Raw genomic sequence first — 25688 nt, forward strand, 5'->3', positions numbered from 1 at the left:
TACCTATTCCTGAATTAAGTCAAGCGCTTGCTCAATGATGTGAAAGACCACGCTTTGCTCTACTACCCCTTGTACCAATTGAGAACCCGGGCCGCTCGCATGCAGCGCAACGTCTTCGCCTGAATGTGTTTCTGAGCTAAGAGGGATAAGCGCTTCTTGGTGATAACCTGAGGTGGTGGTGTCTACGTCAGTGATGTTCATGCGCCCAGCCGCAAGTTCTTCGCTATAACTGGCGTCAGCGTCAGTTTCATCGCCTAAATCATGAAAACCATTACCATTGGTGTAACCCAAAGTGGTGTAAGGCATTTCGTCTGCCGCTAAAGCAGGTTCAGTCGCACCAACAGAAACCACTTTCCCAAGGATCGGATTACCGCGTTTTGGGTAGCCTGCGATAGTGAATACATGACCGTGATCTGCGGTGACTAAAATTAAGGTATCTTCAGAACTTGTGTTATCAACTGCCGCCTGAATGGCGTTGGACAATTCAATGGCATCGGTCAATGCATTGTAAGCGCTACCTGCATGGTGACCGTGGTCGATACGACCTGATTCCACCATCAGAAAATACCCGTTATCGTTATTGTCCAGTACGTCGATGGCCTTGCTGGTCATCTCAGTTAACGAAGGCTCGCCCGCAACGTCATTGGCGCGATCTGCTTCATACTGCATATGTGATTCGTTAAATAAACCGAATAGGCGTGTGGTAGTGGCAGGGTCTACCGCATCAAACCCAGCTTGGTCCATGATATAGGTACCATTTGTGTACATGTCTTGCCATTCTGTGACTAAATTGCGCTCGTCGGTGCGATCGCCTTCTACTTCGCTGACGGCATCTGCACTGTTAAATGCGGCATCTTTGGGTAAAAAGTGACGACGTCCGCCGCCCATCACAACCTCTAAACCATCTACATCGACGCCTGTAAAGCGTGCTTCAAGGTTAGCCTCAAAGTTAACAAGTTGCTCCGCAATATCGGTGCAACCAGCCGTAATGGCTTCCTCTGGCATATCGGAAATATCTTCCCAGTTTCGATCAGCTGACTTTGCGTAGGTGGCAGCCGGGGTTGCATGAGTTATACGTGCAGTGGAGATAATCCCGGTAGCCATGCCTTTTATTTCAGCGAGCTCTAATGCAGTGGATACTTCATTACCGGCAACCGTAGAGCAATCACCGCGTTCAATATTCTCGTTGACACCAATAACCCCTACATCGGTTTTAAGGCCTGACATCATAGCCGTCATGGTGCCAGCTGAATCAGGGGTTTGTGCATCCACATTGTAGGTTTTAACATGAGCTGTATGGGGAAATTTCTCGAAGCTTAAGTAGCCTTCTTCTCCAGGATTACCGGCCTGTTGACCTTGTAAAATACGCGCGGCGGTAAGTGTCGACACACCCATCCCATCGCCTACGAATAAAATCACATTCTTCGCTTTGAATTGATTATTTGTATTTAATTTCTCAGCTAGTTTAGTTTGTGCATCAGCATACCAAGTGTTATTCGTCTGATAGCTAGGCAAGACATCAGCGTGAAGCGCAGTTGAAACAGCAAGTGCCAGAGCACTGGCTGTTGATATCCAGTTCAGTTTCATGTTTTTATTCCCGAATTTTATGTGCTTGTGGTGATTTTGTTATCAGTGTGTCCGATAACCGCGCAGCTAGAGTAGGGGAGTTGTGTGAATATTCGCGTACATTTTATTGACGGATCTGTGACGCTGAGGTTGCAAAATTATGGCAGAATTTTTACCGATTTATGACAGGTGATTATATTGTGAGCTTAGCAAGTTAATCCGTTTATTAAGTCGGCTTAAAAAACGGGTGCTCAGCGAGTGACAACTTATCTTTAGTAACAGTAAGGATACTCCCTTGATCATACCAGTCGCCTAGTACAATGCGTTGGGCAGGTTGGCCGTTTACTGTTAAATCGTGAATAGCTGGGCGATGGGTATGGCCATGAATTAGACGCGTTACGTTGAAGCGAGACATGGTATCTATGACTTCTTGAGGGGTGACATCCATAATGTCTGTCGTAAGTTGTTTCTGATTTTCTTTACTGGCGGCGCGGCCATTTTCAGCTATTTTTCGCCTAGTGCGTAACGGGAGACGCAAGACAAGTCTTGGCCACCACCATCCGCGGGCTTTCTTGCGGAATTTTTGGTACGCCACATCTCGGGTGCATAGTTCGTCACCATGGGTGATCAATGTTGGCGTGCCGTATAGATCAATCACGACTTGTTCCGGTAATAACGTAAACCCAGCTTGCTTGGCAAAGCGTTCACGGATCAAAAAATCTCGATTACCATGTATAAAAAAGATATCGACGCCTGCGTCAGCAACGTGTTTAAAAGCGCTGGCCACTTGCTGGTTAAAGGGCGTTTGATCATCATCACCAATCCAGGCTTCGAATAAGTCACCGAGTATATACAGTGCATCTGCTTGAAGCGCATCGTGCTTGAGAAACTGGAATAAACAATGACTGATATCACTGCGCTGGGCAGATAAATGTAAGTCAGCGATAAAATAGGTAAACGGCATGGGAGAACTCAATATGAGGCCCATTCAGGACGAATAGGCCTCGAACACTAGATTATTCGCTTACTTCAACTTTCTGAATAACCACATCTTCAACCGGTACATCTTGGTGATAACCTGAATTTCCGGTTTTTACTTCTTTAATTTTATTTACTACGTCCATGCCGTCAGTCACTTTAGCAAAAACACAGTAACCCCAACCGTCACCAGACTCGCTGCGGAAGTTCAGGAAGCTGTTGTTAGCAACATTAATGAAAAATTGCGAGCTAGCCGAATGTGGCTCATTAGTACGCGCCATCGCTAATGTACCAACTTCGTTGGCTAGGCCGTTGTTTGCTTCATTTTTAATGGTCGCTTTTGTTGCTTTTTGCTCCATGCCTGGCTCGAAACCGCCGCCTTGTACCATGAAACCATCGATAACACGGTGGAAAATGGTGTTGTCGTAAAAACCTTCTTTGGCATAACTTAGGAAGTTAGCAACCGTTTCAGGCGCTTTGTCTGCGAAAAGCTCTACGCTAATGACGCCGTAGTTAGTATGTATAGTGACCATTTTAATGCCCTCAGATAAATCATAAAAAATAAAAGTTCGCCATTCTAACGTAAACTGCGGCGCTTTTTAAGCAGTTGATTCATATTGATTAATGCGAGGGGAGTGACACAGTGATAGAATCACCATACAGAGCGCTTTTGCTCTCTTTTTTATACCCATTTTACGTCATTTCAATTTTAAATAGGAAAACGGTTAATGCTACACATATACAATACCCTGACTCGACAAAAAGAGCTCTTTACACCTATACATGAATCAAAGGTGGGGTTGTACGTGTGCGGTATCACAGTGTACGACCTGTCACACATGGGGCATGCTCGCACGTATTTGAGTTTTGATTTGATGGTGCGCTATTTACGTCACAAGGGGTACGAGGTGAATTATGTGCGTAATATCACCGACATAGACGATAAAATAATACAGCGCGCTAATGAAAATGGCGAAACAACCCGCGCATTAACAGAGCGTACTATCGCGATGATGCACGATGATTTCGCAGCCATTAATTTGCTAGAGCCAGATATCGAGCCTCGCGTGACCACGCATATGCCAGAGATCATCGCTATTATTGAGCGACTTATAGCTCGTGGCCATGCATATCAAGCGAAGTCGGGTGATGTGTTATTTGATGTCAGTAGCTATGGCGATTACGGCAAGCTCAGTAAACAAGACTTAGAGCAGTTAAACATGGGCTCGCGCGTTGATGTAGACAGTGACAAAAACGATCCGATGGATTTTGTATTATGGAAAACAGTTAAACCAGGTGAACCAAGCTGGTCATCACCTTGGGGCGAAGGACGCCCAGGTTGGCACATTGAATGTTCTGCTATGAATCAAAAACACTTGGGTGAGCACTTTGATATCCACGGTGGTGGCTCAGATTTGATTTTCCCTCATCACGAAAATGAAGTGGCACAATCATGCTGCGCGTACGATACACCTTATGTTAACTATTGGGTGCATGCTGGTATGGTGCAAGTTGATAGCGAGAAGATGTCTAAATCGCTTGGCAATTTCTTCACGTTACGGGATGTATTGAAGCAGCATGACGCTGAAACCTTGCGCTATTTCTTGATGTCAGCTCATTACCGCAGTCAATTAAGCTATTCAGAAAACAATATTACTCAGGCCCGTAGCGCGCTTGAACGTTTATATACGTCATTACGTGATGTAAACGCCAATCTTGATGTGGATATGCAAAGCGATGACTATCTCGTACGTTTTGATAAAGCTATGGACGACGACTTTAATACGCCAGAAGCAATGGCTGTGTTATTCGATGTTGCCAAAGAACTCAACAAAGCCAAGATAGAAGGCGACAGAGCTCAAGGTCGAGCGAGCGACTTGGCAGGCATTCTGTTGAATCTAGGTAAGATACTGGGCATTCTACAACGAAACCCGAGTGAGTACCTGCAAGGTGAACAACAAGATGCAGACGAAGTGGCTGAAATCGAAGCTTTGATTAAAGCTCGTAACGATGCCCGAGCCGCCCGAGATTGGCCAGCGGCAGATGCGGCGCGAGATGCGTTAAATGCCCTGAATATTATTCTTGAAGACGGACCTAGCGGCACCACTTGGCGTAAGGGGTAGTCTTTTTCGTAATCGAGATGACACATTCAAGGCCAGCTGATTAGCTGGCCTTTTTATTGCGACGGCTTTAGTCAGACTCTTGCTAAACAAGGCGCTGGGTAAAAATCGAGGTGCGGCGCAAGAATGTAAAATAAGAATGTGCAAACGAGCCATCATAAGGCTCAAAGCAAAATCTCAAGGTACATGCCGCTACGTTAGTGCCCGTGAGCTTAGCGCTGGGCTTCCCTCACTGAATGGGTCTCTCTTCTTTGTGAACCCATGACGCTGTTAAGGTAAGCAGGGCCCATGCAGTTTGGCCGGAGTTTATCTTGTATCCTGTTGCTCGTTTCCTGATTTTTCTGCTTAGACTAATGATCGATAATACGTACGATTACGGATGGTGTTTACTTGGAATGCGCTTTACTCATTTTTTTTGAGCGATGAAGCTAACACTGACATGCATCCTAAAAAGGACGTCATGATGCTCTCTAGTGTATGACGGAATTACCCCAATAAGCGTTATGGTACTTTTTATCTCACTGGTGTAATGCGCCGTTTTAGCCAGCAATAGGCGTAAAATCAGAGATTTAACGCGTTATATCGATGAAAGAAAGTATTTAGCATCCCGTTCTGTTCAATTGAATATTAACTATCCAAAGAGAACAGTATCAATGAAGCGATTTTTATTAGGGGTGGGGCTGGGCGTATTTTTCTCAGGGAGTACGTTGGTGCATGCACAGGAGCCGAGGCAGATGCAAGCGCAAGAACGAAGCGTGCAGGGGGTCGATCACGTGGGGCTAGCGGTGAGTAACCTGCAGGCATCAGAACGTTTTTTCACCCAGTATGCAGGTTTTCATGTACTGAGCCGAGACGAAGATTATCCATCTGTTTTTTTATCGAATGACAGTGTTGTCATTACGTTGTGGCGTGTGACTGACCCTAGCACGGCTGTGGCATTTGATCGTAAGCATAATATTGGGCTGCATCACTTGGCACTTAGAGTGAGCAGTGAAGCAACCTTAAATGCGCTGCATGAAACACTTTCACAGGATAAGCAGGTCAAGATAGAGTTTGCACCTGAGTTAGCGGGCAAGGGGCCGAGCAAGCATATGATGGTGTATGAACCGAGCGGCAATCGGATTGAGTTTATATATCGCGCTGTGCAGCGTTAAGTCGTGTATCTCGGTTATTTTTGAGGGGCAAGCAAAGCACATTCTGGCGCGCGAGCGCGCCAGCTGTTTCGATATACGGCTAATGTGACCTCAATCATCCAAGTTTATGTGCGAGTGACATCCACTTTAATTTTAAGTTTCTGGCCAGGTTGTAGGTAATTTTTGGCGCTAATCTGGTTCCAATCAAGCAGATCTGACACGTTTACTTTAAACTTCTGGGCAATTCTTGCCAGTGAATCGCCGCCGCGCACTGTGTAGGTGAGAGTACGCATGACCGCATCAGCACGTGTTTTTGACTCGCTCCCTTTAAGCCAAACCACGAGCTCTTTGCCTGGGCGCAGCATGTCAGTTGGGGCCATACCATTCCATTTTGCTAAGCTACGCATATTCACTTTATATTTGCGGCTTAAATCCCACATGGTATCGCCACTCTTTACTTTGTGCTTAACCTGATAGGTGCCGCTTTTGTGCTTTGACTGTCTATCGGCTAAACGTTGCTCTTGAGACAGCGAGTAAAAATCTAACGATTTCAACGCCACTGGAATAACTAAGTATTCCCCCGCACGGATCATATTACCTTTAAGTTCATTGACTTGGCTGATGATCTCTGTGGTGGTGTGATACTGATGCGCTAGCTTTAACAAGCTATCACCACTTTTAATTTTGTGGCGCACCCAATTTAGGCGCTCTTTGGTTTCGGTTGCAGCGATCGCTTCACTAAATGTTTCGACCTTATCGACAGGCACAAGCAGCTTAAACGGACCTTCTGGGTCGGTTGCCCAGCGGTTATAGCCAGGGTTTAAGGCGTGAAGCTCTTCTACGGTAAGACCAGCCATATCAGCGGCCAGCGCCAAATCAATCTGCGAACCTACGTCAACTTCCTCAGTGACTTTTATGTTCTCGATGACGGGCCATTTGAATGCATAGGTGTCGGCATTTTTTAGAATATCTGCTAAGGCCAATAACTTTGGCACATATGCACGGGTTTCTTTGGGTAAGTCTAGCGCCCAGTATTCAGTGCTCTTGCCGGCTTTTTTGTTCTTTTTGATTGCGCGCATAACACGGCCTTCGCCACTGTTATAGGCGGCAAGTGCGTGTAACCAGTTGCCGTCGAACATTTCATTTAAATATTTTAGGTAGGCGATTGCACCATCGGTTGAGGCCATCACGTCACGGCGTCCGTCATACCACCAGGTTTGCTTCATACCAAAGCGTTTACCGGTTGCCGGTACGAATTGCCACATGCCAGCTGCGCGACCATGGGAGTATGCGAAGGGGTCAAAGGCGCTTTCTACAATGGGGAGAAGCGCTAATTCCATGGGCATGTCTTGGCTTTTGAGGCGCTCTACGATGAGATATAAAAATGGTTTGGCGCGCTTGGCGACGCGCTGCATATAGGACGGGTGCTTTAAATACCAATTGCGCTGACTCGCGATCCGTTGGTTATCTTCAAATTCAAATGATAAATTTTGTCCCACTTGTTGCCAAACGTCTAACACTTCTATGTTTTCAGGGATCGTTTCTGGCGCTATAACAACCTCTACCTCTTCTTCGGGGTGGGTAATAGGGATCGTGCCTTCATCAGCTGCTTCACAATCGTACTCGTTATTCGCTAACTCGCCAGCTTGCTGGCAGGTATCAGCGATTTTTTGCGCTATTTCATGCTCTTGATCTATCTGTTCAGCTATTTCTGAATGTGGCTCCATCATTTGACAGGCCGGTAAAATCGATACTAGCGATAGGCATAGTAGGGTTTTTAAGCGCACTAGGCGTTCCTTTTTATGATTGTTCTATATTTTAAAAATTATCTTTCCATGCTCGAAGCGCAGCAAATACCGACTCAGGGGTCGATAATGTTTGTTGTGCATACTGCTCAGCATGTGCTATCACTGCTTGGCTGGCGGTACGTAAAAAGGGATTAATCTCCTTTTGCTGACCTATAGTTGACGGCAGTGTAGGTTTCAAATCAACCCTTTGAGATTCTGCCCAGCCTTTATAGTTCAATAGATTTTCATTCTCAGGATCAACAGCCAAGGCAAACTTGAGGTTGGCTAAGGTATATTCATGGGTGCAGAACACTTTTGTGTCATCTGCTAGTGCCGTTAATTTCCCTAGTGATTGATACATCTGCTCGGGCGTTCCTTCAAACAGTCTGCCACAGCCAGCGGAAAAGAGTGTATCACCGCAGAATAATCCGCATGAACCCACATACGCAATATGATCAAGCGTATGCCCGGGGACTTCCAAGACGCGAAATTCAACGTCTATAGACCCTAATTGAACCCTGTCGTCTGCCTGTAAGCGCCGTGTGATGGACTGAATTTGTGGATTTTGTGGCCCATAGACAGTCACGCCTTCAAACGCATTGACCAACTCATTTACACCCCCCGTGTGATCACTATGGTGGTGGGTGATCAATATATCCGTTAGGATTAAATTGTTCCGAGCGCAATATTTTAAAACGGGACTAGCATCACCTGGATCGACCACCACACAGGTTTCGCCATTGGTTAGGCACCAAATATAATTATCCTCGAATGCTTTAATTGGTCTTATTTTCAGGGATGGCATAATAATCTCCAGTGACAACAATATTGAAACAGGTGTAAAGTAATCCGACATTATACATATTCAAAATTCATGTGCATGTACTAGTCTCAACAATGTTGACTGCTAATCGCATTAAATGTTGCTACACCTTTGTTAAAAATAGGTTTGTATTGTATTGATGAAACCAGCGTTACTTGACAAAAAACCAGATTATCCACGTTCATGGGCTGCCCTACCAAATGGCGCTGAGCGTAAAGCCATGGTGGAAAATGAGCTCGAGCATATTACCCAGCAATTCTTTGGTTATCACTTAGTCAAAGTAGGTAACTTAAGCAGTGAATTAACCCTCAGCAAGTGCTCTATTAAGCATTGTGTCAATATGGTTGCCAAAGCGCATGAGTCAGCGGGAATGCGCTCGTTATCGCGAGAAATGGCATTAAAAGAAAGCAGTGTAGATGGCTTTGTATTAGCCCATGAATTAGATTTTGCCCAAGACCCCCATCAAATTTTGCGCGAGGTAGACCGAGTCATTATGCCTGACGGTGATTTGGCTATTGTTGGTTTTAATCCTTTGAGCTTAACGGGCTTACGTAAACTCGTGTGGTTTAATCGACAAAGTATACTGCATGAAGCGCGCTATTTTAGCGTGCCGCGCATAAAAGACTGGTTGCAGCTATTAGGCTTTGAGGTTACGCAGGTGAAATATATGCCGTATTCCAAGTTTTTTACCAACAGGCCAAACAATATTGTGACGCGCTGGTGTCAGCGCTTTTTACCTCAGCTCGCCAGTGTTTACATTATTGTGGCAAAAAAACGTACTGTGCCTTTGTCGCCGATAAAGCCTAAGTGGAAGTTAAAACCTAAGTTTAGTGCAGTAGGGGCGAGCATTCGTGCAGGCAGTGTTAACAGTGAAAAACCGCAAAGCTAGCGACGTTTCGCGCGCTTGAATTGCGACTAATAAAGCAAGGTCAACAAAAAAGCCCGTTGAGTAACTGTACTCAACGGGCTATTTTTCTTGTCAGCAGAATGACATGATTTTGTTACTTAACTTTCATGCCAGGTTGTGCGCCTTCGTGGGGCTCCATGAGCCACAAGTCTTTACCGCCAGGACCTGCGGCTAAAACCATGCCTTCTGATAGGCCAAAGCGCATTTTACGCGGCGCTAGGTTGGCCACCATAACCGTGAGCTTGCCCACTAAGTCTTCTGGTTGATAGGCTGATTTAATGCCGGCAAACACTTGGCGCGTTTCGCCGCCTAAATCTAGCTCTAAGCGCAATAGCTTGTCGGCCTTCTCAACGTGTTCAGCGACTGCGATTTTAGCAATACGCAGGTCTATTTTGGCAAAATCGTCAAATTCGATGGTGTCACTGATAGGATCTTTGGCCAAGGGGCTGTTCGGGTCAAGCGTGACCGTCGGGGCTAAATTTTCTTTCGAGTCATCAACCATTGCATTGACCTTGTCCATATCCACGCGCTGCATTAAGGCTTTGAATTTATTAATGTCATGCCCAGTTAATACGCTTTGTGCGCTCGTCCAGCTTAACTTATCGTTTAAAAAGGCTTCAGCTTGTTCCGCTAATTTAGGCACGACGGGTTTTAGGTACACCATTAACATGCGGAACAGATTGATCCCCAATGAACATACGTCATGGGTGAACGCCTGCTTACTTTCGTCTTTAATCGTTACCCAAGGGGCGTTGGCATCAATGAACTGGTTGGCTTTATCAGCAAGACCCATAATTTCACGAATGGCTTTATGGTACTGACGTTCTTCAAAGGCTTGGGCAATACTGGCTTGTGCTTGTTGAAATTCAGTGACAAGCTCTGGCTCAAGTACATTGTCTGACAACTTACCGTCGAAGCGTTTAGTGATAAAACTTGCGCAGCGACTAGCAATATTCACCACTTTACCCACTAAATCTGAATTTACCTTTTGGGCAAAATCTTCGAAGTTTAAGTCGATATCTGTGACGTTTGCGCCCAATTTAGAAGCGAAATAATAACGTAGATATTCAGGGTTTAAATGCTCTAAGTAGGTACGTCCTTTAATAAAGGTGCCCTTGGATTTAGACATTTTCGCACCGTTAACGGTGACAAAACCGTGTACATTGACCCCGGTAGGTTTTCTGAATCCTGCGCCTTCTAGCATGGCTGGCCAGAATAGGCAGTGGAAATAAGTAATGTCTTTGCCGATAAAGTGATATAGCTCAGCGTCTGAGTCTGCGCCCCAGAACTCGTCAAAGTTAATGTCACTGCGGTCACACAAGTTTTTAAAGCTGGCCATGTAACCGACAGGCGCATCTACCCATACATAAAAGAATTTATTCGGTGCTCCTGGAATTTCAAAACCAAAGTAGGGCGCATCACGGCTGATATCCCATTGCTGTAGGCCTTTATCAAACCACTCTTCTAACTTATTGCTGATTTCGCTTTGCAGTGCGTCACTTTTAAGCCAGCCTTGCAGCATGTCTGAAAATTGCGGTAAATCGAAGAAAAAATGTTCAGAGTCTTTTAGTATCGGTGTTGCACCAGACACTACAGAGCGAGGGTTTTTCATTTCCGTCGGGTCATAGGTTGCGCCGCAGTTATCACAGCTGTCACCGTTTTGATCTTCAGTACCACAGCTAGGGCATGTGCCTTTTACAAAGCGGTCAGGCAAGAACATGTTTTTTTCAGGGTCGAATAACTGACTGATGGTACGTCTGGATATGTATCCGGCATCATTTAAACGGTTATAAATCAGTTCTGATAACTCTTTGTTTTCGTCACTGTGGGTCACGTGGTAGTTATCGTACTCAACGAAGAAGTCGAGCAAATCTTGGTGATGCTCAGCACGTGTGCGAGCCACCATTTCCTCTGGTGTTATACCTAGCTCTTGGGCTTTGAGCATAACGGGCGTACCATGTGCATCGTCGGCACATACGCTGTATATTTCGTGGCCACACATTCGTTGAAAACGCGTCCAAATATCCGTTTGGATATGCTCTAAAAGGTGTCCCAAGTGAATGGAGCCATTTGCATAGGGGAGGGCGCTAGTAACAAGAATTTTACGTGGTTGTGACGACATGTGTATTTTGGATTCTTCGTTTAATTAAAAAGGCCGCAAATGGTATCGAAAATACGTCACCATTGCATTATCTAAAAGCTACCTTGCGCCAATTTCATCGTTATTTTGTAGGAGTGTCATGTTATTTAGTCGTTCTACCCCTGAGCAAAAACTGCAGTCGCTGGTATCAGAGCAACTTGCGACGTTATTTGAACTCTCAGTAAACCAGGTTGAGACGTGGGTCACCATAGCTAACAATGCTGTGTTAATTACTTTACCTTTTGCTGCTCAAACGCTGCATGATACGCTTAAAAAGCGCATAGAATTAGCGGCAAGTGAGCAAAATCTACCGCTGGATCATGTGCTGATAGAGACAAAGATCCACGCGTCTGCGACCAAGGTAAAAAAAGTCGGACAGATTAAAAATATTATTGCGGTGGCTTCTGGCAAGGGAGGGGTAGGAAAGTCAACTTCCAGTGTCAACATTGCCTATGCGTTAATGGCGCAAGGGGCAAAAGTTGGGCTGCTAGATGCGGACATTTACGGTCCGTCGGTGCCAATTATGTTAGGCAATACCGACTCAACGCCTGCGTCTCGCGATGATAAAACCATTATACCGTTTGCTGCTCATGGCTTGGTGGCGAGTTCCATTGGTTACTTTGTGCCAGCTGAAAACGCAACGGTTTGGCGAGGGCCTATGGCCAGCAAAGCCCTAGAACAATTGCTGCGCGAAACGGATTGGCCAGAGCTGGATTACCTGATTGTGGATATGCCGCCAGGTACTGGGGATATTCAATTAACCCTTGCACAACAAATGCCCGTTAGTGCGGCAGTGATTGTAACGACCCCGCAGGATTTAGCCGTAGCGGATGCCAGTAAAGGCATTGCTATGTTTAATAAAGTGGATGTGCCTGTATTGGGCTTAATTGAAAATATGAGCCTGTACATTTGCCCTAAATGTGGTCATCAAGAGCATATCTTCGCGCAAAACGGTGGTGTGGAGCTAGCCAAGCGCAATAAGGTTCCCTTGCTGGGGCAATTGCCGCTGAACAGTAAAATTCGTCATTATACAGATCAAGGCACACCATTACTGATTGCGGAGCCAAATGATCCCTTAAGTCAAAGTTACATTACGTGTGCATTAGCCATTTCAAAACAGCTCTACCTACAAAGTTTGATGGATATACGCATACAAAATATTTAAAAACGTTGAACATAACCCCTTAGCTACGCATAATTGCGCGGCTAACTGGCTGCCCTCATTTAGACAAAGCCACATACCTGAAACCTATTTACAGAGTTAACCATTATGCGTTTGTGCGACAAAGACATTCTGACCCATCTTCAAGAAGGCAAAATATCCATTAGCCCTGAGCCTGATTATGCAGAGATCAGTGGCGTAACTGTCGACATTCGATTAGGCAACAAATTTCGTGTTTTTACCGAGCATCAAGCGCCGTATATAGATTTAAGCGGTCCAAAAGCTCAGGTTCAAGAAGCGCTGAATACCGTTATGAGTGATGAGATCAGTATTGCTCCTGACAAATCATTCTATTTACACCCAGGCGAGCTGGCACTTGCGGTAACACTTGAGTCTGTGACCTTACCGGGTAATATTGTTGGCTGGTTAGATGGCCGCTCATCCTTGGCGAGATTAGGGTTAATGGTACACGTTACGGCCCATCGAATTGACCCAGGTTGGTCAGGTAACATTGTGCTGGAGTTTTTTAATAGTGGTAAATTGCCACTAGCGTTAAAACCGGGCATGAAAATAGGGGCACTGAGCTTCGAAGTAATGTCAGATTATGCAGAAAAACCCTATAACGCCCGTGTAGATGCTAAATACAAGAATCAGGAAGGAGCAATCGCCAGTCGTATCAGCGGCGATGACAAAACAAGCAGTGAGTAAAGGTTTTTGTTATTGAGTATTGTATGCTGCTATTAAAGCGGTTGGCGAAGAACACGCCAGCCGTTTTGCCCTCATTTCATTATACTTTTTGTTCTTTTTTTGCTCGCACTGCGCCCGGGCTTACACCCAGTACACGTTTGAACGCTTTAGAAAAGGACGATTCGTTGTCATAACCGCACGCGAGTGCAGCATGTAGGGTTGATACATTTTCATCTGCCAGCATGCTATATGCTAACCCTAAGCGCCATTGTGTCACGTATTCCATAGGGGCTTGCTGCACCACAGATTTAAATAAATCATTAAACCCTGCACGCGACATAAAGCATTGTTCGGCCAGCATCTCCACAGTCCACTTCTTGTTTGGCTGCGCATGAATAGCGCTCATTACGGGCCCAAGTTTAGGGTGGCCGGTCGCGGCTAATACACCATTGTCAGTGGGCAGATGTTGGCGGAAGATGATTGCCAAAATGGCCTCTGCAATGCGCCCCATTATCAGGGTTGAGCCTTTATTTGCTTGCTTTGATTCATCTAATAATGCACTTAACAGAAAATGAAGGCCCGTCGATTTGTCGTTTAGCGGGTGGCTTTTAATGATAATCGCCCCAGGTAAGTGCACGGTAATACTGTTGACCAAGGGGTGATTGTGGCTAAAGTAGCCACAGACTAAGCCGGTGGCACTAGGTTGAACACCATGAGTATAATCCTGTGATAGTGCGCTATTGGTCGCTGCTAAAGGACGTGGCTCTTTGCTGATAATATGCTGACTGTCTCTGGGGAATATCACGACATCTCCCTGAGACAATGCTATTGGCTTATCTTTTGCGTCTGTGTCACTAGGGACTGACAGATAACACGTACCATGGCTAACAATATGAAAGTTCATATAGTGTGTGCCTGAGGTGTTAATTGCCCAATCTCCACAATACTGACCGTTGTGAAATATGTTGGCCGCCACTTTAAACGTGGAAAATAACTGATTTAATACATCCATAGACGCTCTGACATAACTTCTGGTTTGATAGACATAGTGGCATTACCCAATGCCACTTACACTTTCCCTCGTTGATTAATTCAATCCCTGAATATTTAAACCGAGGACACTAAAATGAAAAAACGATTTACGTTAAAAGCTTTATTTACTGCTGTGGCAATCACGGCGTCTAGTTTCAGTTTCGCTGGGGTTGATACCCAAACTGATAGCAATGACGTGATTTTGGCTGGCCATGACGCCGTGGCTTATTTTACCCAGAACAAACCCGTTTTAGGTCAAGCGCAATACACAGCGGTTCACGATGATGCTATTTATCGCTTCAGCAGTGCACAAAATCGCGATGCGTTTAATGCTAACCCCGAAAAATATGCGCCTGCTTACGGCGGCTTCTGCGCCTTTGGTGCAACTTTCGGTAAAAAATTCGACATTGACGGCAAAGCATTTGAAATTGTTGACGGCAAATTGTATGTAAATAAAAACCCTGAGGTTTACAAAGCGTGGAAAAAAGACATTCCTAAGCACTTGATCGAAGCCAACGAACAATGGCCAAGTATCGAATTTACCCCAAGCGGTGAACTTTAACTCCTGTTGTTGACGCGCGTTGATTGCGCTTAAATTAACGCAGCGCATACCGGCGTTGCGTTAATATTGTCAGCAAACCTCACTTCCCCGATCCTCGGGGAAGCGACCACCTAACTCTGTTCATCTATCTACCAGACCGGCATCTAAAGCGCTTGCGTTCATTATTTTAATAAAAATTCATTTCAGCTTTAGAACAAAAGCGTCAGACGCTCTGGGCGTGAATACTCGTGTTGCGTTACTGGAAAAGCGGCGACACTGACTGAATAATCCACAGTTTGCGTAACAAATAAGCGAACGAACAAGGGAAATCATATTTCTCATTGCAAAAACGTCAAAATTCCGTATTATGCGCGTCTTCGGTCGGTGTGTAGCGCAGCTTGGTAGCGCACTGTCATGGGGTGTCAGGGGTCGTAGGTTCAAATCCTATCACACCGACCAATTCAACTGCCCTCAATTTCTTATACCAAGAATTCCTACTCTATCAAAAATCTCTGAACCTATGGCATGAGCGCGAAGCGATCACAGTCGTGTTCACAAAGTTGTCGGGAACAATTTTGAACGAGCGCAGCTCGGCCCGAAGGGCGAAGCACAGCATGTGCGGAGTAAATCCTATCACACCGACCAATTCAACTGCCCTCAATTTCTTATACCAAGAATTCCTACTCTATCAAAAATCTCTGAACCTATGGCATGAGCGCGAAGCGATCACAGTCGTGTTCACAAAGTTGTCGGGAACAATTTTGAACGAGCGCAGCTCGGCCCGAAGGGCGAAGCACAGCATGTGCGGAGTAAATCCTCTCACACCGACCAATCTATCTCTTATTTTTCAATAATTTACCCCATTCATTGATTGTCTCCCTAAATTAGCGTCTCATAATTGTCACAATATACAGTTCTTGTATCTTGGTTTTCAGTTGCATATTTTGTTGAACAGAATGACATCGTTACTCTCGGTCTTAATTAGATTGTTATCGAATTTGAGGTGATAAATTTCTCTAGGCTTGAAACTAGTTATTCCTGAGGTTTAAGCAACAAAACAAGTCAGCGTGATCTGCAAATCACTTTTATTCATCAATTTAAAAGAGCAACAAGATCAGAATGGCCCGATAAAATTCGTGTGTGCTGGTACTTCAATCCAGAAACTCTCGACTACATTTATGAACATAAAGACGAAAAATTGTCACGAATGGGTTTGTACTCTTAGGTTCGCTTTATTAGCCACTTCCTGAAGAGTTCAAAAAGAAGTATTTCGAGCTACATGAAAGGTGCCTACTTTTCATAATTTTTGAGCTTGAAATTGTTGATTTTATCAACTCAGATAAAGTTAATGATACGGAGTTTGAAAATGTGTTTGGGGTGACGAAGTCTCGCATGAAATCTGTGTCCCTATTATGAACATCGGTTTAATGAAGGAAGGCTGTTCATGAAAAGCGGATCATCAGACGGCACCTTACCGATAGCAATGAGTGGTAGTTATTTAACTAATTATTTATATGCAGGCACGATACTATGATCCAGTGATCGGACGGTTTTATTCGAATGATCCGGTTGATGTAGTAAGCCACCTTAATCGCACAGGTGGAATACACGGATTCAATCGTTATGCATACGCCAATAATAATCCGTATAAGTACACAGACCCAGATGGACGCGAAACTCGCTTGATGGTTGAAGCTCACCATTTAGACATGGATGTAGTTAATGGGAATATGACAGCAGGTGATCGGCTCAAAATTAGTGGTGCTCAAGCTGTGGGAGCTGCTATAGGCACTGTAGCTGCTGCTGGCGCAACTGCTTGCGCTGCTTCAGGAGCCTGTGCAGCGGCTGTTACAACTACAGTTGTAACGCAGGTAAGTAAAACCAAAAGTGGTGGTCCTAGAATTAAGCAAACTTCGAAAAATGGGGATACAAAAGACATCACTGACGATAGAGTTAAAGAGTACACTCCAAATACACACCCTAATGCGCCTGAGGGCGCAATGCAGAAAGTTAAGCTTGAAAATGCTCAGCCGGGTTCTAAAGGTTTTAAACGCGATCCAACAAAAGCTGAAAAAAAGCTTTTAGATGAAAAAAGAGACTAGTAATGGATAAATCAAAGATAAAATCGACCTTTGACAAAGATTATGGCGTAATAATCAGTGTAGAAGATGAAGATACTGCTGATCTTTTGGATGATTTTTTAACTGAAAAGTTTTTTGTTTTTTACAATACAAGAGATAAAAATGGTCTAAAAGAGTTTATATTTGGGTTCGCTAGTTCAGTTGAGCGGGTGCAACTCATAATTGATTCATTCTTAAAAGATGTTTAGTTAAAACTAATTATTGGAACAAAAGATCTAGGTTGAGTTTACTTTAACAGGTTTATTAAATTTTGAATCCAAAGCCTCGCCCTCGCGGAGCTTTGTTTTATCAAGAGCAAGAGAACGCAAATATTGAAACAATGGGTCAGATACTTTTTAAATCACTGCCACCCTGTTTTTTGCTAAATGCTAGGTGGTATAGCGGATGCCGAAGCTTTCTAACAAAAGCATAAACTTGGTAAGACTTAAGATATTTTGAGGGTACAATTGCCCCTATAGAAAATTGAGTGCGAGTTCAGAAATGGCAGAAGAACCAACTATTCAATCTCTTCCAGATGATTTGTGTGTGAGCGTACAAGGTAACTTTGAGCAAGAAGAAGCGGAAAAGTTAGGCCATATATTTCTACACATGCTAAAACAGTTTTCATCTAGATTTGACTTGAGCAACTTAGACGGTGTAACTATTGCTTCAGATTATCAAGGTGCACTATCAAAGCTTGACAGGGGCACTGTTACCTCGACAACTCTTCAAGCGACTGACGACCGAGTGTTAGGCGTAGCAATGGCACCAATGGTTTTAAGAGATGGAGCGCTAAAATCGCACTTGGTTTTTAATGCGTTGATCATGAACACTCTTTTTAAAGGCAGCGAGAGTGAAATTAGGCAGGGTTTACACATCGTGGCGCATGAATGCTCCCACGTTGAATTTAATACTAAATTTGATAAATGCTTTCCAGACATATCATTAAAAAAAGTGCTACCTAGCATTACAGAAATGTTACGTTTTAATGCAGGGCAAAGCGCATGGGATGAATATTTTGCAACGCTTTCTTCCGCAAGTTTTGGGGACAGTGGTTCAGAAGCTTACCGAGAAACTTTCCTCACTGAATTAGCACTAACCGAAAATGTCGTTTTTGAATCACTTAAAAGTTATCAGTTACATGGTGACGTAGCAAAGACTATTGAGGAAGTTGGTAGTACTCTTGGTAGGTTGATGAAGTTTAGTGGTTATCTAATCGGAGACTCACTAGGTAAAAATATGGAGCCTATCGATATAGATGAGATTAGCCAGACTTTAGAGCACTCGTGGTTTAAGCCATATTTTAATTCACTGGTGAAAAACTTAAAGGCTTTGAACGAGAATTATGGTGAATGGTCTTCATTTAATTTATTTGATGCCATTTTAATAAACTATGACTCCCTACTTGAACACTTTGGTGTGATAGTCGAAAACTCAGACACACCATCACCATATGTACATTTTTACAAGTAGGTCATTTCGAAATAAAACATCACATTTGAATCCAAAGCCTCGCCCTCGCAGACCTAAGGTTTGCACTCGCGGGGCTTTGATTATTACGCTTGAAAATTTTGTATAAAACAGATTCAAAACATAATCGAAAGAGAATTTAATTAAGCATTAGCGCTAACATATCCACGTTGTTTTTGTTAGATACCAAGAGGGAAAATACATTGAAGTTCTTTAAAAAAGTATGGAGAAGTGCCAAAAACGTCTTTAATAATTACCACGATAAGGTAGCCTCAGCTGCTACGATTCTTTCTTTGATCTTAGCTTGGTATATATATATCGACGCCAGAATGGAGCAAAAAATAGAAGAAAATAGATTCCGTTATGCACTGCTGGACTCTCTGGCGAGTGAGTTAGATAAAGGCATAAAAGTATGTGATGCACTTACTAATAAGAGAGGAAAGCAGCTTGACGATTTCTTTTTTCAGAGACTGCCTACTATTGTGCTTCATCAATCAATCGAAGAATCATGGCTGATTTCTTCGGAGATTGGCCCCGAGTTGCTTGAGATTAATCAATCGATAGTGTTGATGAATAAAATTCTTGATGAAACGAATTCAGCAAGTTTTGCTCTCGTGCAACCAGCTACTTTTTCCTCTCGAAAGGAGTCTACAATGTTACAAAACCAAAAACGCCTATTGATTCTAAAAGATTGGTTATCACGCACTAAAGAAAACACTTTGAGTCTAAAGGACATTTACAAGTAGGTTGTAATTGCTTGTATTTTGAATCCAAATCCTCGCCCTCGCGGGGCTTTTTGTTGTTTTCAAGTCTATAAGTAACGGGGCTTTATTTTTGGCGGCTTTTGAAGCCCAAAAGGTAAACGAGTAAACACTTTCGTTTACTAACGGTAAAGTGTTCTCCAGTCAGAATTTATGTTTACTTCAAGTAAACGATATCGTTTACTGAGGTGGTTACAGCGGAATTTTTTCTGCCTATGGTGGGATTAGTTGTTGCTAAGGTTGAATAATGGCTGAGCATCACTGAAATCAAATACATCGCCTCGCACTCGCGGACTTTGATTTCAGAAAAAACAGCGCTAACACAGCAAACTTATAATTTCATCAAACGCGCCTTTGTTCCATTTTCCAAGTGACACTTTCCCATCTGGCGTTTTGCGTTCAAGGTAGTCTGGGTAATCGGGATTTTTCCCATATAATGTTTGCCCTTGAGCTAGCAATTCTCGGCTTAATTTTCCTGATTTACTGTCATGCTCAACCTTTTTAGATAAAGCAAACACATCAATAACACTGGTCATACTTTTCTCCTTTGGGTTCTTGATTAAATATTTTCGATACGTTTTCAACCTGCTGAGGCTTTACTATTCGAAATAAGATTTAACAATAAGGCATGGTCTTCGGATCTTTAAATACTGAAACGTAAGTATAGCAAATGACACGGCTCGTCAAAGAACAAACGTAGATTCTGGAAAATTTTGGGAGCGAAGTGGAACGTGCTTATGAGCCACACTGGAACTTTTGATAAGTTCAGGTGAACGTTTTCATGAGCTTAATCAAGTGAGTAGACTTTTCATTTGTTCCGTCTGGGCTTTTTTTATAACCAATCAGACTTATTTGTGCGTTCCACTGGAATTGTGAAATGTTCCACTAACAACAAAAAGATATAATAGGTGAGTGAGTTAAGGTGATCTCCCATTAGGTAGTGTTTGAGAATTATTAATGATTTTAGTCGTGCCGCGATAGGAGTTCAGTTTGATTTTATTTCCAGTAGCGGCAAGAAGTGCTAGCAGGCCAAAGTTATTTCTCGTATCACTCGAATCGACAATGCCGTGAACAAAATCTAAATCTTCAATCAACTGTTCGATTTCAATGAATTGAATGTATACGCGCATCCGGTATTTAGCTTTCTCTGTTCGCTTAACTGCTACTGACATTAAATAATTGGTAAACATATTTATTGTATTGACATGGCCCAAACACCGGGCAAACGATAACGTTTTAAAGTCAGGATAAGCATTGTCGATGATAAAAGATAAATTGGTTTTCGGGTTGTCAAAAAAGATATTCTGCATGTAGTAGCAAAACTCTTCATTGATAAATCGGAGTGACCGCCATGCTATAGCAAAAGCTACCGTGCATAGATATCCCTTAAGTAATTTTAGAAGCACGTCGCGATTTTTAACGGCATCAGTACGTAACAATGTAATGTGAGCGGCAATAACATCAAGTTCATTATTCGTAGTCAATATACGTCCAATGGAAAGAGGTGAAAAACCGTGCTCTGCTAAACAAGTTTTCTTAATTTCCGCAGCAATTTCAGCTATTGAAGACAAAGACTGTGTCTCAAGCTTGGCTGCTTCTTTTTCTTCACCAATCAACTCCCAGAGTGGATGGTCATATACTTTTGCCATCCCATAGCGATTGGCTGCTTTCTTAATTTCATCATAAGTGCTTGGGTGTAATTGTGTTCGCCCATGAAAGGCGCGGGTGAACTTACCATTAACTACCTCCTGCCCAGTGACAGGATCAACATATACCGTTCCCATAAATCGTTCACAGGCTTTCCCTGAGTAATTTATGCCCGTTGCGTCAACGAATAGCCTCATCTGATATTGTGAGCCAAGTCGGTATTGCTTGCCATATCGAGACTTCATATCGGAATTCCAAAAAATATTTATAAATTTCAGTTTAGTTCATATTTGGTAAGTCACGCTCAGTTATGGGGGGAGGATCGCAGTACCGCTCTGTCATCCTCCTACCGAAAAAATGGTGGGTTACTACAGTAGAAATTCGACGCCCGAATGAAGGTATGACCATGTCTAAACTTGAAAAGACGCAAAAAGAACGAGAGCTAGCGCAACGGATCAAAAAGGACTTGATCGAGCAGCACGGGATGCTGGTATTCGGTAAAACCCTTTATCAGGTGTTGGGCTTCACCAATGGTGATGCGTTCCGACAAGCATTTAAGCGCGGAAAATTACCGGTTGCAGTTTTTGAGTTGGAAGGAAAACGAGGGCGTTATGCATTAGCGGAAGATATTGCAAATTGGTTGGCGTCTCGACGAATGACAGTGAATGTCCAAGAACAACGTGGGGGTGTGCCATGAAACCCTGATCTTCAGACATAAAAAAACCTCGCAAGCAGCCACTTGGAGGGTCTTTCATTGGGAAAGGCTACGCCTTATCAACCTGACTTAAAAGTAGTCTCTCCCTAATTATAAAGCAAGCTAATCGTGGTGTTTGTCGGAATTTTATTTTCTGACAAACAATCAATTGGTTTTTGAAAAGGGTAGAACAATGATACTTCCATCGGTAAGACGACGCGCATTACGTCAGTTATTAAGCGGTGATTATTCGAATCGCAAAATTGCAAAGAGCAACAATATTACTCACACATCGGTGAATCGTATGTCACACCGTGTGAATGAGTTAAAACTGAATTGGGATGTGTTGGCGGATAAAACTGACAGTGAAATAACCGAGCTTTTTATCAAGCGCCGTCCTAAAAGCTTGAAGGCGATGCCTGATCTTAATTATTTCACGCAGCAGCTTCGCAGCATCAAGTACATGACGCAAGAGTTGTTATGGGAGGAATATGCTGAAGAAAACAAAGATAATCACTTTAGCCGCTCATATACCAACAAATTGCTTCGTGAAGAGCGCAAGCAAAATACAGTTTCGATGCTACAAAACCATCCTCTAGGTGGAACCTGTCAGGTGGATTTTGCAGGTGAAACACTAAAGAATAAAAACTGTATTGCCGGGTTCAAGCCGCCTCAGTTTTTGGTCTGCACATCTCCAGCAAGCGATTATCAAGTGGTAGTGGCTTGCCATTCACAAAAAATTCCTGATTTTCTGGAAGGTATGAACTGCGCCGTCGATTTATTAGGAGGTGTACATCAAGTTTATTTGACAGATAACTTCGCCTCCGCTGTTAAGCCAAAGCACAAAGACACGCCAAATGACAGTTTTGCAGCATGGGCTGACCACTATGACACCATGCTTTCTAATACTCGACCGGGTGAATCCGCTGACAAAGGGCCAGTTGAGCAAAGTGTGCTTAATGCAGAGCGCTGGATTATTGCTCCACTACAACGCATGACTTTTGCATCCTTGTCAGAGGTCAATGATGCAATAAAGCCACTATTACGCAAACTTAACGAAAGAAACTTTGCACAGTACGAGGGAAATCGTATCAGTTTTTATAAGAAGCACGAACTTCCTTTACTCAAACATTTACCAACTCAGTTGTTTGATGTTCCCCAGATCATTAAAACACTTACGGTAGAGCCTCATCATCATGTTCGTATTGATGGTCATGGGTATTCCGTTCCCGCAAAGCTGGTTGGGCAAGTGGTGAAAGTCCACGTGTGCACAAGTTCAGTCCGAGTTATTCATGATGGCAAAACCGCAGTTGTTCATGCCAAGAGCAAAAATCAGCGACAGAATACAACGTTACAAGAGCATATGGCACCGAACGAGCTAGCCTACCAGAGCTACACCTATCCTTATGCAAAAGATTGGGGAGAAGGTATTGGCATTGCGTGTAAGGCGTTTATCGATAAGCTGTTTGATAAGCGGCCAGAGAACGACCAAAAGCCAATGCGAGCAGTTAGCAAACTAAAAAAGCTGGCCAAGTGCTATGAAAATGAGCAGATAGAAATTGCATGTGAACGTGCATTGGCTATTGGGGATGTTAATGTGACTACGGTGGAGCGAATACTCAAACGCAATACCAAAACATTGCCACCTCCTCGCAAAACTAAGCGTGTATCACAGCTCCAACATAGCAATATTCGTGGAGCAAACTATTTCTCAGAAGTAGAAGGTGGTCGTCATGATTAGCCCTTCTATCGGGAAGCTACTTGAAGAGCTTAGTTTACATGGCGTCCTTCGTGCGCTTGAAACGCAATACAGCTCGAATGAGTTCGATGATTTGTCTTATGAGGAAAAACTTGAGCACCTTTTTACTACCCAAATTGAGGAAGATCGTAACAAACAGATGATCCGACGAGTAAAACAAGCTCGTCTTCGGTTCCCAAACGCGTGTATTGAGAATATTGAGTTTGGCGGTGAAAGAAGTGGTCATAAAAAACTCATTTTATCGCTCCTTACTGGGAATTGGGTCATGAAGCACCTCAACGTCATAATTAGCGGAGCTTCAGGTACGGGTAAAACTTACCTCGCTAATGCGATAGCGAATGCTCTTCTAGCATCAGGGTACAAAGTGCTGTATTACCGCCTTGATGATTTCTTCAAAGAAGCTTACAAAAAGCAGACATTGGATCTGTACGCAAACTTCCGCCGAGCACTTTTGAAAATCGATTTACTTATCTTGGACGACTTTGGAGCGTGCGAGTTAACAGCAGAGCAAGTCGAAATTCTTTACTGTATTCTGGAAGACCGCTACACAGAATCCTCAACACTTATCACATCGCAAATCCCTGTTCAGGAATGGCATGCTTTTATTGGTAGCGACAATGTAGCTGACGCAATTCTAGACCGTATGGTGCACAACGCGCATAAGTTGCCTCTGCATAGCAAAAAATCGATGCGTGAAAAGTTTGGTAAAATCGCCTTAGAGCAAGATTTGAAGGAGAGTAAAGGTGAATAAATTAACTTTCCCGTACTCATCGTTCAAAGCCAGCCTCAATAATGAAGGAGATGTCTTATGAATACCTCGTATACCAACAACTATTTAGATGTTCTCGGCCAACTCAATCTAGACGAATTGAATATTCAGCAAGCAATTGACTACTATCGCGCATGTTATCAGAAAAGTACTTTTGCACAGCAGTTTGTTGCCAATAATTGCCGCATTGACAATGAGTTTATAGCAGAACTCAGCATCGGATATTGTGATCGCACAATGGGCAAAAACATACCGAAAGCTAAATCACCAGAAGGAGCTGAAATACGTGGTAGTTTGCAACGTTGTGGTTTAGTTCGGCCTACAGGTCATGAACTATTTCGAGGCTGTATCGTGATACCAACGGTAGATAACAACGGCAGTATTATTTCTGCCGTTGGGCATCGAGTAGGCAGACTCCGCAATGGAGACAAGTCTGTTGTCTATTGGCACAAACCAGAGCCTAAGGCGTATGTTGATGTAGGAATGTCATTTGCTAAAGAGTTGATTGATGGACAAGCCTACCACTAAGCGCATCTGGCGATGTGCGCGATACTACTTTGAGCTTTGTCTTGCAAAGGGGCAAAGCTCAGATACGGTGCGCGGAAAGCGTGGCGGTCTTAAGAAGTTTTTTCTTTGGTGTATAGACCGCAATGTTAGACGCATTGACCAGATTGATTTGGATTTAATGGATGAATACGCAGCCTATTTGAATGCGTATCGCAAACCGCTAGATAACCAACCGCTATGCCCTGCCCAAAAACGAAACTTGCTTACGTTTGTGAAAACATTCGTAAAATACATGCATATCAAAAAGCTGCTTCCAACAAATACGCTTGAAAATATCGAACTCCCATCAAAGGGCGAGCAGATCCCTAAAGCACTTTATAGTGTCGAAGAGATAGAAACCATTTTAGAACAGCCACTGCTGTTCGGGGTTAAAGGTTTGCGTGATCTGGCTATTCTTGAAACCTTTTTCGCTACGGGCATTAGACGAGGTGAATTAGTTAAGCTGAATATTGATGACATCGACTTCAACAGTAAGTTGGTTCGCGTTCACGGCAAAGGTAAAAAAGAGCGTTTGGTGCCAATTAGTTTGCGAGGGTGTGAATGGTTAGCTTTCTTCATCGGCAAGATTAGACCCATGTTTGCCTTTATCGGCTCAGGAAAGGCATTGTTTCTGGCTAACAATGGTAAACGCTATGTGCCGGGTAAGTTGTCTGATATGGCATCTCAGTATGTGAAGTTAGCCGGGTTTGACCGTAGTGGCGCTTGCCACCTATACCGCCACAATACAGCAACAACGATGTTGGATAATGGCGCTGACCTGCGGCACATCCAAGAAATGCTAGGCCATGCCAGTATTCTCACCACACAACTATACACGCATGTTAGCCGTAAAAAACTGTCTCAAGTCTATGAAGCAACTCACCCTTCTGCTAAAGGTGGTAGTGGGTTGTTTTAATTATTGTCTTATGTAGCCTGTTAAATACTAACTTGTTGTTTAAATATACTTTTTTTCGAAATGGTGAGAAGATTGATGAGAGTAATTCTATTCATTTTTAATTAACGGCATACGATTGATAATACGGAGT

At 43.5% G+C, this 25688-nt stretch carries 24 protein-coding genes, 1 tRNA gene and 1 pseudogene; 17 read left to right on the plus strand and 9 right to left on the minus strand.

Annotated elements, in window-relative coordinates:
- Positions 1 to 3: 3 nt before the first annotated feature.
- From FX988_RS00770 to FX988_RS00780, 3 genes are all read right to left on the minus strand, one after another.
- Positions 4 to 1587 carry an alkaline phosphatase gene (locus tag FX988_RS00770; RefSeq protein WP_160177887.1) on the minus strand — a complete coding sequence of 528 codons (1584 nt, stop codon included), beginning with the start codon at positions 1585 to 1587 and terminating at the stop codon, positions 4 to 6.
- 205 nt (positions 1588 to 1792) lie between these two features.
- A complete protein-coding gene (lpxH, locus tag FX988_RS00775; RefSeq protein WP_160177888.1) occupies positions 1793 to 2530 on the minus strand; it encodes a UDP-2,3-diacylglucosamine diphosphatase in 738 nt (245 codons plus the stop codon).
- A 52-nt stretch (positions 2531 to 2582) separates the two neighbouring features.
- On the minus strand, positions 2583 to 3077 hold the full coding sequence (locus tag FX988_RS00780) for a peptidylprolyl isomerase (protein ID WP_160177889.1): 495 nt from the start codon (positions 3075 to 3077) through the stop codon (positions 2583 to 2585).
- A 195-nt stretch (positions 3078 to 3272) separates the two neighbouring features.
- Between FX988_RS00780 and cysS the strand changes: the two genes are divergently transcribed.
- Positions 3273 to 4667: a cysteine--tRNA ligase gene (cysS, locus tag FX988_RS00785; RefSeq protein ID WP_160177890.1), complete on the plus strand. Its 1395-nt coding sequence runs from the start codon at positions 3273 to 3275 to the stop codon at positions 4665 to 4667.
- A 650-nt stretch (positions 4668 to 5317) separates the two neighbouring features.
- On the plus strand, positions 5318 to 5818 hold the full coding sequence (locus tag FX988_RS00790) for a VOC family protein (protein ID WP_160177891.1): 501 nt from the start codon (positions 5318 to 5320) through the stop codon (positions 5816 to 5818).
- A 104-nt stretch (positions 5819 to 5922) separates the two neighbouring features.
- Here FX988_RS00790 and FX988_RS00795 read toward each other — a convergent pair whose 3' ends face one another.
- Both FX988_RS00795 and gloB read right to left on the minus strand, forming a co-directional pair.
- Positions 5923 to 7584, minus strand: coding sequence for a LysM peptidoglycan-binding domain-containing protein (locus FX988_RS00795; protein ID WP_160177892.1), 1662 nt, complete (start codon positions 7582 to 7584; stop codon positions 5923 to 5925).
- A gap of 31 nt (positions 7585 to 7615) precedes the next feature.
- Positions 7616 to 8389: a hydroxyacylglutathione hydrolase gene (gene gloB / locus FX988_RS00800; protein WP_160177893.1), complete on the minus strand. Its 774-nt coding sequence runs from the start codon at positions 8387 to 8389 to the stop codon at positions 7616 to 7618.
- 157 nt (positions 8390 to 8546) lie between these two features.
- Here gloB and FX988_RS00805 point away from each other — a divergent pair, with 157 nt between their 5' ends.
- Entirely contained in the window at positions 8547 to 9296 is a 750-nt protein-coding gene (locus FX988_RS00805; RefSeq protein ID WP_160177894.1) for a methyltransferase domain-containing protein, read from the plus strand.
- 112 nt (positions 9297 to 9408) lie between these two features.
- Here the strand turns inward: FX988_RS00805 and metG are convergent, their stop codons facing one another.
- Entirely contained in the window at positions 9409 to 11436 is a 2028-nt protein-coding gene (gene metG, locus FX988_RS00810) for a methionine--tRNA ligase (RefSeq protein ID WP_160177895.1), read from the minus strand.
- 118 nt (positions 11437 to 11554) lie between these two features.
- Here metG and apbC point away from each other — a divergent pair, with 118 nt between their 5' ends.
- Together apbC and dcd are read left to right on the plus strand one after the other, a co-directional pair.
- On the plus strand, positions 11555 to 12619 hold the full coding sequence (gene apbC / locus FX988_RS00815; protein WP_160177896.1) for an iron-sulfur cluster carrier protein ApbC: 1065 nt from the start codon (positions 11555 to 11557) through the stop codon (positions 12617 to 12619).
- A gap of 105 nt (positions 12620 to 12724) precedes the next feature.
- Positions 12725 to 13324: a dCTP deaminase gene (dcd, locus tag FX988_RS00820; protein ID WP_160177897.1), complete on the plus strand. Its 600-nt coding sequence runs from the start codon at positions 12725 to 12727 to the stop codon at positions 13322 to 13324.
- Between the two features lie 79 nt (positions 13325 to 13403).
- Here the strand turns inward: dcd and FX988_RS00825 are convergent, their stop codons facing one another.
- Complete coding sequence (locus FX988_RS00825) at positions 13404 to 14315, minus strand: AraC family transcriptional regulator (protein ID WP_160177898.1); 912 nt, start codon at positions 14313 to 14315, stop codon at positions 13404 to 13406.
- 114 nt (positions 14316 to 14429) lie between these two features.
- Here FX988_RS00825 and FX988_RS00830 point away from each other — a divergent pair, with 114 nt between their 5' ends.
- The 7 genes and pseudogenes from FX988_RS00830 to FX988_RS00860 all read left to right on the plus strand — a co-directional run bounded on the left by FX988_RS00830 (position 14430) and on the right by FX988_RS00860 (position 19212).
- Positions 14430 to 14897 carry a YHS domain-containing (seleno)protein gene (locus FX988_RS00830; protein WP_160177899.1) on the plus strand — a complete coding sequence of 156 codons (468 nt, stop codon included), beginning with the start codon at positions 14430 to 14432 and terminating at the stop codon, positions 14895 to 14897.
- Between the two features lie 361 nt (positions 14898 to 15258).
- Positions 15259 to 15335, plus strand: a tRNA-Pro gene (locus FX988_RS00835).
- Between the two features lie 1055 nt (positions 15336 to 16390).
- A pseudogene (locus FX988_RS21715) lies at positions 16391 to 16486 on the plus strand (hypothetical protein); the annotation flags it as partial.
- Between the two features lie 72 nt (positions 16487 to 16558).
- Entirely contained in the window at positions 16559 to 16978 is a 420-nt protein-coding gene (locus FX988_RS00845) for a hypothetical protein (protein WP_160177900.1), read from the plus strand.
- Positions 16979 to 16980: 2 nt separating this feature from the next.
- Positions 16981 to 17205 (plus strand): hypothetical protein, encoded by a 225-nt coding sequence (locus tag FX988_RS00850; RefSeq protein WP_033186115.1) that lies wholly within the window; start codon positions 16981 to 16983, stop codon positions 17203 to 17205.
- A 292-nt stretch (positions 17206 to 17497) separates the two neighbouring features.
- Positions 17498 to 18469, plus strand: coding sequence for a hypothetical protein (locus FX988_RS00855; RefSeq protein WP_160177901.1), 972 nt, complete (start codon positions 17498 to 17500; stop codon positions 18467 to 18469).
- 200 nt (positions 18470 to 18669) lie between these two features.
- The gene (locus tag FX988_RS00860; RefSeq protein ID WP_160177902.1) at positions 18670 to 19212 is read left to right on the plus strand and encodes a hypothetical protein; all 543 of its coding nucleotides are present in this window, start codon (positions 18670 to 18672) and stop codon (positions 19210 to 19212) included.
- A 332-nt stretch (positions 19213 to 19544) separates the two neighbouring features.
- Here the strand turns inward: FX988_RS00860 and FX988_RS00865 are convergent, their stop codons facing one another.
- Positions 19545 to 19763 carry a hypothetical protein gene (locus FX988_RS00865; protein ID WP_160177903.1) on the minus strand — a complete coding sequence of 73 codons (219 nt, stop codon included), beginning with the start codon at positions 19761 to 19763 and terminating at the stop codon, positions 19545 to 19547.
- Between the two features lie 381 nt (positions 19764 to 20144).
- Complete coding sequence (locus FX988_RS00870) at positions 20145 to 21119, minus strand: hypothetical protein (protein WP_160177904.1); 975 nt, start codon at positions 21117 to 21119, stop codon at positions 20145 to 20147.
- A 161-nt stretch (positions 21120 to 21280) separates the two neighbouring features.
- Between FX988_RS00870 and FX988_RS00875 the strand changes: the two genes are divergently transcribed.
- From FX988_RS00875 to FX988_RS00895, 5 genes are all read left to right on the plus strand, one after another.
- Positions 21281 to 21571, plus strand: coding sequence for a hypothetical protein (locus FX988_RS00875; protein ID WP_160177905.1), 291 nt, complete (start codon positions 21281 to 21283; stop codon positions 21569 to 21571).
- Between the two features lie 190 nt (positions 21572 to 21761).
- Positions 21762 to 23309, plus strand: coding sequence for a Mu transposase domain-containing protein (locus tag FX988_RS00880; protein ID WP_160177906.1), 1548 nt, complete (start codon positions 21762 to 21764; stop codon positions 23307 to 23309).
- Complete coding sequence (istB, locus tag FX988_RS00885) at positions 23302 to 24078, plus strand: IS21-like element helper ATPase IstB (RefSeq protein ID WP_160177907.1); 777 nt, start codon at positions 23302 to 23304, stop codon at positions 24076 to 24078. Before FX988_RS00880 ends, istB begins: the two co-directional genes overlap by 8 nt.
- 57 nt (positions 24079 to 24135) lie before the next feature.
- Positions 24136 to 24624 carry a hypothetical protein gene (locus FX988_RS00890; protein WP_160177908.1) on the plus strand — a complete coding sequence of 163 codons (489 nt, stop codon included), beginning with the start codon at positions 24136 to 24138 and terminating at the stop codon, positions 24622 to 24624.
- The gene (locus FX988_RS00895) at positions 24605 to 25558 is read left to right on the plus strand and encodes a tyrosine-type recombinase/integrase (RefSeq protein ID WP_160177909.1); all 954 of its coding nucleotides are present in this window, start codon (positions 24605 to 24607) and stop codon (positions 25556 to 25558) included. Before FX988_RS00890 ends, FX988_RS00895 begins: the two co-directional genes overlap by 20 nt.
- The last annotated feature ends 130 nt before the right edge of the window (positions 25559 to 25688 follow it).

This window comes from Paraglaciecola mesophila, assembly GCF_009906955.1.
In the GTDB taxonomy this organism is placed as follows: domain Bacteria; phylum Pseudomonadota; class Gammaproteobacteria; order Enterobacterales; family Alteromonadaceae; genus Paraglaciecola; species Paraglaciecola mesophila_A.